Genomic DNA, 13,319 nt, shown 5'->3' on the forward strand with positions numbered 1-13,319 from the left:
ACCGTCGTAGCGGCCCAGCGTCCACACGGGTGTCCCGGGCTCGACGGTGGTGCGGATCAGGGCCGGCGCGTCGTGCAGGGCCGCCTCGCACCGCGCGCACCAGCGCACCCGCGGGGCACCGCAGCCGCCGCAGGTGCGCGGTACCGCGAGTTCGAGCAGATCGTCGGCCCCGCCGGCCACCGCGCCGGCGAGCCTTCGCACCACGTGCACGGCTCCCCCCGCTCCGGCGGTCCTACCCCGGCAGCACCGGGTTCGCCCGGCCCCCCGCCAGGCGATCCACCTGGCTCCAGTATTGCTCGTCGCTGTCGGGACCGATGCCGATCTCCCACACCCCCGACATGTCGGTGGCGTACACGGCGCTCATCGACACCGCGACGTTGGTGACCGGCGGCGAGAGGTTGCGGCTCGGCAGGGCCCGGATCTCGCCGGAGTCGTAGCGCACCTGCAGCACCGGCGAGTCGGAGGTGTTGCGGCCGATGAACAGGGTGTCGCCACTCTGCCAGTCGACGGACGACGCGGCCAGGTCCCGGTCGGTGACCACCTGCGCGAGGTTCGTGATGCGGGTCCGCCCGTCGGCCGCGGTCTGCACGACGCCCACGAGCACCCGGCCGGCGACGACCAGGGCCACCCGCACACCGTCGCGGGAGAGCCGCAGTTCGGAGATGGGGCCGGGGACCGCGGCCGCCACCTCGCCGGAGTCGATGTCCGCGGTGGTGACCTCGCCGGTGGACTGGTCCTGCCGGACCCGGACCACCCGCGTCCCGTCGAGCACCGTCCAGACGCTGCCGTCGTCCGGCGTCCACGACGGCCTCGTCATCGAGCCGGCCGTGAGGACCTGCGTCGGAACGCCGCCGTAGGGCCCCATCGTCAGCGCGGTCCCGGGCTCGCCGCGAGCGCCCGCGTCGAGGACGGCCGCCACCTGACGCCCCGTGCCCGACAGTCCCACCGACCGGATGCCCGTACCGGAGCCGAGCGGTCCGGCGACGGGCGTGACCTGGTCGGCGGCGATCTTGACGAACCGGCCGTCGAGGACGCCGTGCAGGCCGACCGCGAGATCGGAGGAGGCGTTCGGGCTGATCGAGGCGACGTCGTTGGGGTTCCAGCCGGCCTGGTGCTTGTCGTCGAGCGAGGATCCGTCGACGGTGATCACGTACGGCCCCTGCACGTCGGCGCTCGCGAGGGTCCACACGACCTGCCCCGCGACCAGCCGCGCGACGTCGGGTTCGATCCGCGGCAGGCCCGTGAAGTCCACCTGCACACCCGCGAAACCCACGCCCGGGTCGCGGTTCTCGCCCTGCGCGGCGGTCACCGCGCCGCGGACGGCCGCGTTGGTACCGAAGGGATTGAACACCGCGTCCTTGAGGGAGGCGCGTGGGCCTCGGACCAGCAGCAACAGCAGGTCGGCGGCGAGCTTCGAGCGGGGGCTGGCCAGCCAGCGCGCGTCCGGCACCAGCGTGCGGCCCGTCGGATCGGGGAAGTACAGCAGGTAGCGGTGGTAGACCGAACCGAACTGATCGGCGTCGATCACCAGGATGGGCTCGGTCCCGACATCGCTGATCCCCTGGATGCGCCACTGCCCGTCGGCCTGCACCAGCTGGACGTTCTGCGTGATCGACTGCGTGGCCGGGGTGAAGGTGCCGTCGAGCTCGAGGTAACCCGTGGCCTGCGCGCGGATGGTGGCCTTGATGAAGCCGGCCGCGCGGTCCGTGGGCAGCACGTCGATGTTCTTGACCACGACGGCCCGCTTGGGCACCTGCCAGTCGGCGTTCTGCAGCAGGAACTTGCGCGAGGCCGCGTAGTTCCCGTCGGCGAGCGCGTTCGCCTTGAGGAAGTCGCGGACGATGATCTCGGGCTGCGCGTCGCGGCGCGGCGTGATGTCGCGGTCGGGCGAGGCCGACTCGCCGCCCAGGTCGCCGATCACCCGCGGGCTGGTCGACGCCGGGATGTTGGCGCAACCGGCGAGCACGAGCAGGGTCGCGAGCAGGACGGCGACCGCCCGCACGCCGGCGGTGCGTCGCAGGTCAGGCATCGTCGGAACTCCCGTCCGCGCCGCGGCGCGCCATCGACTTCAGGGGCAGGGGGCTGACGGTGACCTTGCCGCCGCGCGTGCGGGGCAGCGTCAGCCGGAAACAGGAGCCGCTGCCCGGCTCGCCCCAGGCCTCGAGCCGGCCGCTGTGCAGGCGGGCGTCCTCGATGCTGATCGCCAGGCCCAGGCCGGTGCCGCCGGAGCGGCGCACCCGCGACGGATCGGAGCGCCAGAACCGGTTGAAGACGAGCTTCTCCTCGCCGGGGCGCAGGCCCACGCCGTAGTCGCGGACGGTGACCGCCACGGCGTCGTCGTCGGCGCGCATGGTGAGGATGACCGGCTTGCCCTCGCTGTGGTCGATGGCGTTGGCGAGCAAGTTGCGCAGCACCCGCTCGACGCGCCGGGTGTCGGCCTCGACGATGACCGGGTCGTCCGGCATGTCCAGGATCAGCTCGGTCTCGGACTGCTCGGCCAGGTGCCGGACGGTCGCCATCGCGGAGGCGATCGGGACCTCGATGTCGATCCGCTCGGCGTGCAGCTCGGCGACGCCCGCGTCGTGCCGGGAGATCTCGAGCAGCTCGGCGAGCAGGGTCTCGAACCGGTCCAGCTCCTTGACCATGAGCTCAGTGGTGCGGCGCAGGCCGGGATCGAGCTCGTCGGCGGAGTCGGCGATCATGTCGGCGGCCATCCGCACGGTGGTCAGCGGCGTGCGCAGCTCGTGCGAGACGTCGGAGGTGAACTGGCGCTGGAGATCGCCGAACTCCTCGAGCTGGCCGATCTGTTTGGACAGCGACTCGGCCATGTCGTTGAAGCTCATCGCCAGGCGCGCGATGTCGTCCTCACCGCGCACGGGCATGCGTTCCTTCAGCCTGCCCTCGGCGAAGCGCACGGCGATCCGCGCCGCGGAACGCACCGGCAGCACCACCTGCCGGGCCACCAGCAGGCTGACCGCGGCCAGCAGCAGCACCAGCACCGCGCCGCCGGTGTAGAGCGTGCCCTGCATCAGGTTGAGGGTGTTCTCCTCCTGCGTGAGCGGGAACACCAGGTACAGCTCGAGGCCCGCGATGGTCGACTGCACGGGGGTGCCGATCACCATCACCTTGCCGTACCTGCCGGTGCTGTCGGTGACGGTCGCGTGCTGATAGGACGCCTGGCCGCTGCGGACGAAGTTCTGCAGGCTCTGCGGGACCTCGCTCTCACTGCCCAACACGGTGGGCGGGCGCCCGGCGCCGTTCGGGACGATCAGGACGGGGTCGTAGTTGCCGGAGCGGGCCGCCGTCGGGCCCACGTCGAGCCCCTGACTGACCAGGCTGGACCGTACGCTGCGCAGCACCGACTCCACGCCCTCGGTGCGCGGTTCGGTGCGCCCGAGCGCGACCTCGACGTTCTGCTTGACCCGGGCCGTCTCCTCCTCGCCCGCGGCCAGCTTCGCGTTGATCAGCTGGTTGGTGATCTGCGAGGTGAGCACGAACCCCAGCAGGAGCAGCACCGTGAGGCTGAGCACCAGGGTCTGCGTGACCACCCGCAGCTGCAGCGATCGCCGCCACATCCGCCCCGCGTACGACAGTGCGGCGCCCACCAGGCGCATCAGGTCGCCGAGCAGGTCGGCGGGGTCGCGCCGACGCAGCCACTGCCATGCGGTCCGCGCCCGCCCGATCAGCTCGGACCGACGGGACCCGCTCATGCGGAGCGGGCTCCGGCGTTCCCGCGGCTCACGCCGGACCGGCCTTGTAGCCGACGCCGCGCAGGGTGAGCACGATCTCGGGGTTCTCCGGGTCCTTCTCGATCTTGGCGCGCAGCCGCTGGATGTGGACGTTGACCAGGCGGGTGTCCGCCGGATGCCGGTAGCCCCACACCTGTTCGAGCAGCACGTCGCGGGTGAAGACCTGGCGCGGCTTGCGCGCCATCGTCACCAGCAGGTCGAACTCGGTGGGCGTGAGGGAGATGACCGCGCCGTCCCGGGTCACCTTGTGCGCCGGCACGTCGATGACCACGTTGCCGATCGAGAGCAGCTCGCTGGGCTCGTCGTCGGTGCGGCGCAGCCGGGCCCGCACCCGAGCGACGAGTTCCTTCGGCTTGAACGGCTTGATCACGTAGTCGTCGGCGCCGGACTCGAGGCCGAGCACCACGTCGACGGTGTCGGCCTTGGCCGTGAGCATCACGATCGGCACGGACGAATCGGCGCGCAGCACGCGGCACACGTCGATGCCGTTCATGCCGGGGAGCATCAGGTCCAGCAGCACCAGGTCGGGCCGGAACTCGCGGGCGGCGCTGAGCGCCTGCGTGCCGTCGCCGACCACCGTCGAGTCGAAGCCCTCGTTGCGCAGGACGATGGTGAGCATCTCCGCGAGCGCGGGATCGTCGTCGATCACCAGGATCCGGGGTTTCATGCTGTCCATAGTGTCATTGCCGCCCGAGTTCCCGCCCGTACGACACATCCACACGGCCAGTTCGCGATCGCACCGCGCCGCACGTCCGGTCGGCGGCGCACCCTACGATCGCCTGCATGGGACGACTGGTCGCGATCGAAGGCCTCGACGGCGCGGGGAAGAACACGCTGACCCGCGCGGTCACGGAGCGCCTCACGGGGCGCGGCCTGACGGTGACCGCGCTCGCCTTCCCCCGCTACGGCACGCAGTTCGCCGACCTCGCCGCCGAGGCGCTGCGCGGTGGCAACGGCGACGTCGCGGAGTCCGTCTACGGCATGGGCCTTCTCTTCGCGTTCGACCGGCAGGCCGCCGCGCCCGACATCCGCGCCGCACTGGCCACCCACGACGTGGTGCTGCTCGACCGGTACGCCGCCTCCTCCGCCGCGTACAGCGCCGCGCGCCTGGGCGAGGGCCCCGACGGTGCCGTGGCGACCTGGGTGCGCGAGCTCGAGTTCGACCGGTTCGGCCTACCGCGCCCCGACCTGCAGGTCTACCTGGACGTGCCGGTGACCGTCGCCGCTGAGCGGGCCCGTTCGCGGGAGGCGAGCGACGCCGCCCGCGCACGCGACGCCTACGAGCGCGACGGCGTACTCCAGACCCGCACCGGCGCGGTCTACACCGGGCTGGCCGCCGCCGGCTGGGTCTCTCCGTGGCACGTGCACGGCGTCGACGACGCGCCGGAGCTGCTGGCCGACGCCATCGCCGCCCTTTCCTGACCGCCTCACGATGCCGCGTTCCGCGGTCGCGGACGTGCGCAGGAGCACTCGTAGCGCCGCAGAACTCGACATCGTGAGCTCGAGGGCGATCGTTCCGAACCTGAATGACATCTTTGATTTTCACTGAAGTCCCACCCGCAACGGTGCTGCGGCGCAGTAACGTGCGCCACGAAACTGACTCGTCAGTAACCGGGAGGGACGAGAAGTGCGGATCCTCGGAGCCACCGCCGCGGCGGGTGCGGCCGCCCTACTGCTCGGCGTCGCGGGCGCCGACACCGTCGGCCCACGGATCGCCACCGAACCCCGCGCCGACGGTCCCCAGCTCGTCGCGCAGGCCGCGATCGGCCTCGCGGACCTGCGCCCACCCGCCCCCGCCGGGGCCGCCGCCCCCGCATCGCGGCACGTCCCCGTCCCGCCCCGGCCGGAGGCGGTCAAGGTCGCGCCCGGCCCGCTCGGCATCCCCGGCGCGGCGTACGCCGCCTACCGCGGCGCCGCCGACCGGATGGCGCTCGAGGCGCCGGGTTGCGGCGTCGAGTGGAACCTCGTCGCCGCGATCGGCCGCATCGAATCCGGCCACGCGGACGGCGGCAACGTCGACGCCGCGGGCAACACCCTCACCCCGATCGAGGGCCCCGTCCTCGACGGGACGCTCGCCGGCAACGCCGTGATCCGCGACGGCGCCGGCTTCGCCCGGGCGTTGGGCCCCATGCAGTTCCTCCCCACCACCTGGGCCCTGTTCGGCGGCGACGGCTCCGGCGACGGCAAGGCCGACGTCAACAACGTGCGCGACGCCGCGTACGGCGCCGCCCGCTACCTCTGCTCCAGCGCATCCGGGCTGTCGGCGGAACCGGCGCAGCGGGTCGCGGTCTTCGCCTACAACCAGTCGAACGCCTACGTCGACAACGTGGTGGCCTGGTCCAAGGCCTACCGCGACCGCGCGATCCCCGTCGGCGGCATTCCCGACATGACCGCCCCCGTCGCGCCGCCGACACAGCTGCCCAAGCCCCTGCCGCCCGGCCGGGTGGTCGTCGTCGGCTGCGGCGCGCCCGACGGTGCGCCGTCGCGCCCGTCCGGCCCGTCCGGGCCGTCCGGGCCTCCGGCATCGCCGGGCGCTGCGGCACCGTCCGGCCCCGGCACGGCGCCCCCGGCGACGACCTCGGCGGCCGGGGTCCCCGCGACACCAGGGGCCGCGACCACCTCGGCGAAGCCGCCCGCCGGGCCCTCGGCACCGGCCGCATCCGGCGCGGCTCGCGGGCCCGACGGGAAGCCGCTCCCCACCACCGTGACCGACTGCGCGACGCCGCCGCCCGGCACCGCCGGCCGTCCGAGTGCGCCCGGCGCACCGTCGGGCCCGGCCCGCCCCGGTACGCCCGCCCCGTCCGCCCCCGCCGGGCCGGGCGGCGCGCTCGCGATCCCGCCGAGCGGACCGTCGACCAGCCGCCCGGTTCCTCCTCCCGCGGTCCGTCCCACGCCGCCCTCGGTGCGCCCGGCACCGTCGAGCAGGCCCGTTCCCTCCTCGTCCCCGACGGTGCCCCGTCCCCCGCGGTAAGGCGGATTTCTCGCGCCCGGGCCTGCGGATACGATGGTGGGCGTTATGAGTGCGGTTACGGAAGAGCAGATCCGGTCGGCCCTGGCCACCGTGAACGACCCCGAGATCGGCAAGCCGATCACCGATCTGGGGATGGTGAAGTCGGTGGCGGTGCAGGCCGACTCGTCGGTCGACGTCGAGGTGTACCTGACCACCTCCGCCTGTCCGATGCGCACCCGGATCGTCGACAGCGTGCAGGCGGCCGTCGCCGACGTGCCCGGCACCGGCGCGGTGCGCGTCGAGCTGGACGTGATGAACGACGAGCAGCGCGCCGAGCTGCGCAAGACGGTGCGCGGCGACAAGGCCGAGCCCGTCATTCCGTTCGCCCAACCTGGCTCGCTTACCCGCGTGTACGCGGTCGCGTCGGGCAAGGGCGGCGTGGGCAAGAGCTCCGTGACGGTGAACCTCGCCGCGTCGCTCGCTGCCCGTGGGCTGTCCGTCGGCGTGCTCGACGCCGACATCTACGGCCACTCCGTACCGCGGATGATGGGCACCGACGCGCGGCCCACCCAGGTCGATTCGATGATCATGCCGCCGCAGGCGCACGGCGTGAAGGTGATCTCGGTGGCCATGTTCACCACCGGCAACACCCCCGTCGTGTGGCGCGGCCCGATGCTGCACCGCGCGCTGCAGCAGTTCCTCGCCGACGTCTTCTGGGGCGATCTCGACGTGCTGCTCCTCGACCTGCCGCCCGGCACTGGCGACGTCGCGATCTCCATCGCCCAGCTCATCCCGGGGGCCGAGATCCTGGTGGTCACGACCCCGCAGACCGCGGCCGCCGAGGTCGCCGAGCGGGCCGGCGCCATCGCGCTGCAGACCCGCCAGCGCGTGGCCGGCGTCATCGAGAACATGTCGGGGCTCACGCTGCCCGACGGGACCGTCTTGGACGTCTTCGGCTCCGGCGGCGGCGAGCAGGTCGCGTCCCGGCTCACCCGGGCCGTGGGTGCCGACGTGCCGCTGCTCGGCCAGATCCCGCTGGACCCGCAGCTGCGCGAGGCCGGCGACGGGGGCGTCCCGGTGGTGCTCTCCGCGCCGGACTCCCCCACCGGCGCCGCCCTGCGCGCCATCGCCGACAAGCTCGCCGTCCGCAAGCGCGGCCTGGCCGGCATGTCGCTCGGCATCGACACCACCCGCCACCTCTAGCCCGACGGTCCGCCGCCGGCGTGCACGCGCCTGCGTTCCGGCGGCCGGTGCGTCGCACAGGTTTCGGCAGCGCGCTGCCGGATTTCCTGTGCGCTGCCGACTTTCGGCAGCGCGCTGCCGGATTTCCTGTGCGCTGCCGACTTTCGGCAGCGTGGGTGAGTTCCGGCAGCGCGCTGCCGAAACCCGGCGCCGTCACACACCCGCGGCGATGAGTCCGCCGCGGGCCAGCGCGGGCAGCAACAGTCGATGCAGCCCGCCGGCGGTGTTCAGCACCCGCCAGCGCCAGCGGACCACGTCGATCCCAGCGGCGGCGAACAGCTCCTGTCGACGCTTCTCCTCGGCGAGCGCGGCGGTGACCTCCTCGGGATCGTCGCCGTACTTGGCGCGACCGTCGAACTCTCCCACCACGGTGCCCCAGTCGAAGTCGGCGTAGAAGAGCTCGTCGTCGAGGACCCGCGGGGCCTGCAACCGCGGCCTCGGCAGGCGCGCACCGAGGATCTGCATGCGCGAGAGGGACTCGCCCGCGGATTCGCTGCACGTCACGGAGAGGTCGAGCGCCCTCCGCGCCACTGCGGCGCCCCGGCATCGCGCCAGCCGGCCCAGGCACGTCTGCAGGTCGGCGACCGGAATCGGGTCCGGGTCCTCGGGCCGCGGATACCGGGGCTCGAGGCGGACGGCGTCGAACGCGCAGACCGCCCGCTCCACCCCGCCGGACATGGCGACGTCCACCGCAGTGCGACACCGCGACGTCACCCGCACCCCATCGACGATCGTGATCTGATCCGCGCTCAGCGGCCGCGCGTGCACGTGCTGTTCGCGGCGTTTCCATCCGCCGCCGGCGCGGTCGATGGTGAAGTGCACGTACCGCCGGTCCGGGCGGAGGACGGGAATGCCGTGCAGGAACGCGGCGCTCTCGTGGCTGACCACCGCATCGCAGGTCAGCGCCGCCGCGAGAACGCGTTCCCGGTCCCGGACCCACTGCGGCGCGTCGGCGGTCCGCTCGCCGTAGACGCCGTGCGCCAGTCGCGTCAGCTCCGCGTCCGCTGCACGGGCGATCCGCTCATCGCTCCAGCCCATCGCCCTGAGCTGCGCTCGTGTCCACATCTGTCCCATGCGGTCAGTGAACCGCACCGGCGAGCGCGATCGAGCTGCGCGAGCCCGGTCATCCACAGGATCGCGGTTTTCCACAGGGGCACGACCGACCGACCGCACTCGGCATCGTGGAACGCTGCCGAATCCCCTGCTCACGCTGCCGGAACCCACCTACGCTGCCGAGAACCGGCAGCGCTGACGAAGATCGGCAGCGCGCTGCCGGAACCGTTCGGGCGAGGCCGGGCTCAGGTGGCGTCGACGTCGAAGGGGGCGCGCTCCTCCGGGGCCAGCGGCTTGTGCATCCGCGGCATGGTGGGGGCGCGCTGCTCCGGCATCGGGGACTCGGGCGCGGCCTTCTCGAGCGAGGCGACGGGCGCGGCGACGGGCGCGGCGGCGTCGACGGCCTTGCGCAGATTCAGCGCGTCGGCGGTGGAGCGGACCTGATCGCCCATCTCGCGGATCACCGAGTCGTCGCCGTTGAGGAGGTGCTTGGTGACGATGGCGGTGGGCGTCATGCCGCGCAGGTTCTGGATCTGCTGCAGCGGTTCGCGGATGGCATCGAAATCGCCGCCCATGTCGTCCTTGAGCTGCTGCGTGGCGCCGGTGGCGTAGTCGCGCACCTGCCGCAGCGCGGTGAAGAACCAGTTGACCGCTCCCGGGAGCCGCTCCGGCCCCAGGATCACCAGACCCACCACGACCAGCATGAGGACTTCCCCCATGCCGAGATTGCTGAACACTCCGCCATGCTACGGGACGCTCAGCGGCGCGTGCACGCCACGGCGGCTCAGTTCAGCGGCTGCGGCGTGACCGTGATCGGGACCTGCCGGCCGTCGCGGGCGACGGTCACCGTCGTCTCCTTGCCGACGCCCGTGGCACGGATCGCGACGATGACGTCGGCGGCCTCGGCCACCTCGGTGTCGCCGACCTTGGTGATGACGTCGCCCTCGCGGATGCCGGCCTTCTCGGCGGCGCCGCCCTTCTTCACGTTCTCCACGCGCACGCCGGACGCGGCCTCGTTACTGACCTCGCGGCCGTTGATGCCGAGATCGGCGTGCACGACCTTCTCGCCGCGGATGATCGACTCGGCGATGGGGAAGGCGACGTCCGCCGCGATGGCGAAGTTCAGGCCGATGGAGCCACCCGACGGCGCCAGGCCGAGCGTGTTGATGCCGATCTGCCGGCCCTTGAGGTCGAGCAGCGGCCCCCCGGAGTTGCCGGGGTTGATGGACGCGTCGGTCTGCACCGAGTCGAACGTGGCGGGCGGGTTCGGGCCGTTGGCCGGCCCCTGCACCGGGCGATGCGTGGCCGAGACCACGCCGGAGGTGACGGTGCGCCGCAGCCCGAGCGGCGAGCCGATCGCCACCACCGGCTGGCCCGCGATGAGCCGGCTCGAATCGCCGCGGCTGATCTGCTGCAGCCCGTCGACCGCGACCTTCACCACGGCGACGTCCGTGTACGGGTCCGTCCCGACGAGTTGCGCCGGGGTGCGCCTGCCGTTCCAGAAGACGACCTCGATCTTGGCGTCCTTGTTGTTGGACGCCGTCTCGACGACGTGGTTGTTGGTCATGATGTAGCCGCGCTCGGCGTCGATCACCGAGCCGGAGCCGGTCTCACCGGTCGTCTTGGTGCGCACCTCGATGGTGACGACGCTGGCGCCGACCTTGGAGACCATGCCGGCGACGGCACCCTGGTCGGTGACCTCGGTGTCGTCGACGGGGATGCTCACGCGGGAGTCGGTGAGCTTCTGGACGGAGCTGCCGGTGATGCGCCCGATTGCGCCGCCGAGCAGGCCGATCACGAGGGCGATCACGCCGAGCACGACCAGCGCGCGCACCGAGACGCGGCGGCCGAAGAGAACGTCGCGGACGCCGAGCTGCTCCGTGTCGGGCTGAGGCTGCGGCGTCGCGGGCGGCGTGACACCGGGCTCACCGAGCGCGGCGACGGACTGCGTATCGCGCCACGGGTCGACGGGCTCGGGCTCCGGATCGGGGACCAGCGGCGCGGCGTACGGATCCCGCTGCAGCGCCTCGGTGGCGCCGGCCGGGCGGGAGAAGGCCTCGGTGAGAACGGGATCGGGCGCTGCGGCCTGCGGCTGCGGCCCGCGCGCGGTGGCGCTGCGGACGGATTCGGGGGCGAAGGCACCGTCGACCCCGTCCGGCCTGCCGAAGACGACCTGCTCGCCCTCGGACACCGAGGGGCGGTACGTGGGGCGCGGCTCCAGGCGCGGGCGCCGGGCGTCGGGATCGGAGGTCACGTCAGCGAATCTACCGAGCGTTCCGCCGCCGGCCGCGCTTGTTGCGCTCGTCGCGTCGCGTGGGCTCCGGGGTGAACGTGGGGAAGCCCTCGAAGGGCTGCGGGCCGTGGCACGCCGTGGGGATCTGGGAGAGCTGGCCGAGCAGGCGGTGCGGGACGGTGATCTCCCCCGATTCGCGCAGGGCGGTGCGGACCTGACGCTGCGCGTCGACCTCGGCCGCGCAGGTGGCGCACTCGGCGATGTGGGTACCGGCGCGCAGGTGCGCGTTCATCCGGAGCTCGCCGTCGACGAAGGCGACGACAGCCTCGTACGCGAGGTGTTCGGTGGACGAGAACTCGCCCGGGCGGCGGGCGAAGACGCGCTTGAAACTGCCACTGAGGTGCTCCACGACGCTCCCCTCCTCTGCTCGGTCCGGCGGCCGTACCGCGGTTCTCTCGCCACAGTACCTGCACTCACGAGTTCAACGATCGGAGTCGGCCCGCAGTTCCCCGCCGCAGCGACGGGCGTTCTCAGTAGGCGAGCGCCGCGCTGCTGGTCAGGCCCTGGTTGGCCAGCGCCTCGCGGATGGACTTGCGGCCGCGGTGGATGCGCGAACGCACGGTGCCGAGCTTGACGCCCAGCGTGGCCGCGACCTCTTCGTAGCTCAGCCCCTCGATGTCAGCAAGGACGACCGCGGCACGGAACTCGGGCGCCAGCGCGTCCAGCGCGTTCTGCAGCTGCGGCCCGAGGTTGGCGTCGGCGTAGATCTGGCCGGGGTCCGGATCGCTCGACGGGACGCGCTCGTAGTCCTCGGGCAGCGCCTCCATGCGGATGCGGTTGCGGCGGCGGACCATGTCGAGGAAGAGGTTGGTGGTGATGCGGTGCAGCCAGCCCTCGAAGGTGCCGGCCTCGTAGCTCTGCAGGCTGCGGAAGACGCGGATGAAGGTCTCCTGCGTGAGGTCCTCGGCGTCCTGCGCGTTGCCGGAGAGCCGGTAGGCGAGGCGGTAGACCCGGTCGGCGTGCTCGCGGACGAGCTCGTCCCAGGTGGGCATGTCGGAACGGTCACCGGACGCATCGAATGCGGCGGTACCTGCGGGTTCAGCAGCACGTTCGTCGTCGAACGTCGCGTACGCAGCCTCGGGCTGCGACTCCTGCCGGGGTCCGGCCTTGCGGGCCAGGGCCATGCGCTCCTCCTCGTGCCAGCACCGGACGGTGTGGCTCTTACCTGACAGAACTCCCGGGGCGTCCGATTTGTTCCCACGATCGTGGATCGCACGCCGGGTCGTTCTTCACTGACCGATACCTTTCCCTGCCGCGGTGTGGGAGCGCTGATTCCTCCCTGAGTGTTACCTGTGCATGCATCGCGGTCGGTGACGGTTGTGTCACGGCACGGTGACCGGTGGGCGACCGGCTACCATTGCGGCGTGTCTGAATCCGCCGCATCCGCCCTCGTCACGTACGCCGAGAACGCCATCGTCGAGGACGAGGCGATGTCCTCGGCCCGCGAGCGCGCCGCCGACCTGGGGGTCGACGCGGTCTCGCCGTCCGTCGGGGCGCTGCTGTCGGTGCTCGCCGCCGCGGGCGGCGCGAAATCGGTCGTCGAGGTGGGCACCGGCGCGGGCATCAGCGGCCTGTGGCTGCTCTCGGGCATGCGCCCCGATTCCGTGCTCACCACCATCGACTCGGAGCAGGAGTTCCAGGCGGCCGCGCGGATCGGCTTCCAGCAGGCCGGGGTCGCCGCGAACCGCACGCGCCTGATCAACGGCCACGCCCTCGACGTGCTCCCCCGCCTCGCGGACGCCGCCTACGACCTCATCTTCCTCGACGGCGAGCCCGTCGATCACCCGCGCTACGTCATCGACGCGGTGCGCCTGCTCCGCCCCGGCGGCGTCGTGGTGGTGAACCTGGGCGACGCGGGCTACCGCATCCCCGATCCCGAGGCCTACGACGACGAGGCCTTCGCCGCCCGCGAGGCCACGCGCATCATCGCTGCGGACGAGAACCTGCTCCCCGTCATCCTGCCGCTCGGCGGCGGCCTCGTCGCCGCGGCGAAGGCCTTCGTCCCGGAGGGCTAGATCCGGGGGTCGCCGGG

The 13,319-nt window shown here is 72.6% G+C and carries 12 protein-coding genes; 4 read left to right on the plus strand and 8 right to left on the minus strand.

The features are described from left to right. Positions 1 to 232 precede the first annotated feature (232 nt). From lpqB to mtrA, 3 genes are read right to left on the minus strand one after another with little or no spacing between them, the layout of a single operon-like run. Positions 233 to 2,029 (minus strand): MtrAB system accessory lipoprotein LpqB, encoded by a 1,797-nt coding sequence (lpqB, locus tag BLQ62_RS17590; RefSeq protein WP_068529056.1) that lies wholly within the window; start codon positions 2,027 to 2,029, stop codon positions 233 to 235. After that, the gene (gene mtrB, locus BLQ62_RS17595) at positions 2,022 to 3,686 is read right to left on the minus strand and encodes an MtrAB system histidine kinase MtrB (RefSeq protein ID WP_068530396.1); all 1,665 of its coding nucleotides are present in this window, start codon (positions 3,684 to 3,686) and stop codon (positions 2,022 to 2,024) included. The genes lpqB and mtrB overlap by 8 nt, the downstream gene beginning before the upstream one ends. 52 nt (positions 3,687 to 3,738) lie before the next feature. Next, on the minus strand, positions 3,739 to 4,425 hold the full coding sequence (gene mtrA, locus BLQ62_RS17600) for an MtrAB system response regulator MtrA (RefSeq protein WP_068568224.1): 687 nt from the start codon (positions 4,423 to 4,425) through the stop codon (positions 3,739 to 3,741). Positions 4,426 to 4,532: 107 nt separating this feature from the next. Between mtrA and BLQ62_RS17605 the strand changes: the two genes are divergently transcribed. The 3 genes from BLQ62_RS17605 (at position 4,533) to BLQ62_RS17615 (ending at position 7,902) form a co-directional block, all read left to right on the plus strand. Further along, on the plus strand, positions 4,533 to 5,171 hold the full coding sequence (locus tag BLQ62_RS17605; RefSeq protein ID WP_068568223.1) for a dTMP kinase: 639 nt from the start codon (positions 4,533 to 4,535) through the stop codon (positions 5,169 to 5,171). A 205-nt stretch (positions 5,172 to 5,376) separates the two neighbouring features. Next, the gene (locus BLQ62_RS17610; RefSeq protein WP_068568222.1) at positions 5,377 to 6,720 is read left to right on the plus strand and encodes a lytic transglycosylase domain-containing protein; all 1,344 of its coding nucleotides are present in this window, start codon (positions 5,377 to 5,379) and stop codon (positions 6,718 to 6,720) included. Positions 6,721 to 6,765: 45 nt separating this feature from the next. Beyond that, positions 6,766 to 7,902, plus strand: a complete 1,137-nt coding sequence (locus tag BLQ62_RS17615) for an Mrp/NBP35 family ATP-binding protein (protein WP_068529045.1) — start codon at positions 6,766 to 6,768, stop codon at positions 7,900 to 7,902. Positions 7,903 to 8,094: 192 nt separating this feature from the next. Here BLQ62_RS17615 and BLQ62_RS17620 read toward each other — a convergent pair whose 3' ends face one another. The 5 genes from BLQ62_RS17620 to sigE all read right to left on the minus strand — a co-directional run bounded on the left by BLQ62_RS17620 (position 8,095) and on the right by sigE (position 12,411). Then, positions 8,095 to 9,015, minus strand: a complete 921-nt coding sequence (locus BLQ62_RS17620) for a type IV toxin-antitoxin system AbiEi family antitoxin domain-containing protein (RefSeq protein ID WP_082756836.1) — start codon at positions 9,013 to 9,015, stop codon at positions 8,095 to 8,097. Between the two features lie 224 nt (positions 9,016 to 9,239). After that, a complete protein-coding gene (tatB, locus tag BLQ62_RS17625) occupies positions 9,240 to 9,731 on the minus strand; it encodes a Sec-independent protein translocase protein TatB (RefSeq protein WP_068529038.1) in 492 nt (163 codons plus the stop codon). 47 nt (positions 9,732 to 9,778) lie between these two features. Further along, positions 9,779 to 11,248 (minus strand): S1C family serine protease, encoded by a 1,470-nt coding sequence (locus tag BLQ62_RS17630; protein ID WP_068529035.1) that lies wholly within the window; start codon positions 11,246 to 11,248, stop codon positions 9,779 to 9,781. A 10-nt stretch (positions 11,249 to 11,258) separates the two neighbouring features. Beyond that, complete coding sequence (locus BLQ62_RS17635; RefSeq protein ID WP_068529032.1) at positions 11,259 to 11,636, minus strand: hypothetical protein; 378 nt, start codon at positions 11,634 to 11,636, stop codon at positions 11,259 to 11,261. A 121-nt stretch (positions 11,637 to 11,757) separates the two neighbouring features. Next, positions 11,758 to 12,411: an RNA polymerase sigma factor SigE gene (sigE, locus tag BLQ62_RS17640; protein WP_068529029.1), complete on the minus strand. Its 654-nt coding sequence runs from the start codon at positions 12,409 to 12,411 to the stop codon at positions 11,758 to 11,760. A 240-nt stretch (positions 12,412 to 12,651) separates the two neighbouring features. Between sigE and BLQ62_RS17645 the strand changes: the two genes are divergently transcribed. Next, complete coding sequence (locus BLQ62_RS17645; protein ID WP_068568220.1) at positions 12,652 to 13,302, plus strand: O-methyltransferase; 651 nt, start codon at positions 12,652 to 12,654, stop codon at positions 13,300 to 13,302. Positions 13,303 to 13,319 lie beyond the last annotated feature (17 nt).

Source organism: Tsukamurella pulmonis (genome assembly GCF_900103175.1).
GTDB classification, from domain to species: Bacteria; Actinomycetota; Actinomycetes; order Mycobacteriales; family Mycobacteriaceae; genus Tsukamurella; species Tsukamurella pulmonis.

Bases quoted from the DNA above. Each gene is read 5' to 3' on its own strand.
- lpqB (WP_068529056.1), bottom strand. From the start codon at position 2,029: ATGCCTGACCTGCGACGCACCGCCGGCGTGCGGGCGGTCGCCGTCCTG.
- mtrA (WP_068568224.1), bottom strand. From the start codon at position 4,425: ATGGACAGCATGAAACCCCGGATCCTGGTGATCGACGACGATCCCGCG.
- BLQ62_RS17605 (WP_068568223.1), top strand. From the start codon at position 4,533: ATGGGACGACTGGTCGCGATCGAAGGCCTCGACGGCGCGGGGAAGAAC.
- BLQ62_RS17615 (WP_068529045.1), top strand. From the start codon at position 6,766: ATGAGTGCGGTTACGGAAGAGCAGATCCGGTCGGCCCTGGCCACCGTG.
- BLQ62_RS17620 (WP_082756836.1), bottom strand. From the start codon at position 9,015: ATGGGACAGATGTGGACACGAGCGCAGCTCAGGGCGATGGGCTGGAGC.
- sigE (WP_068529029.1), bottom strand. From the start codon at position 12,411: ATGGCCCTGGCCCGCAAGGCCGGACCCCGGCAGGAGTCGCAGCCCGAG.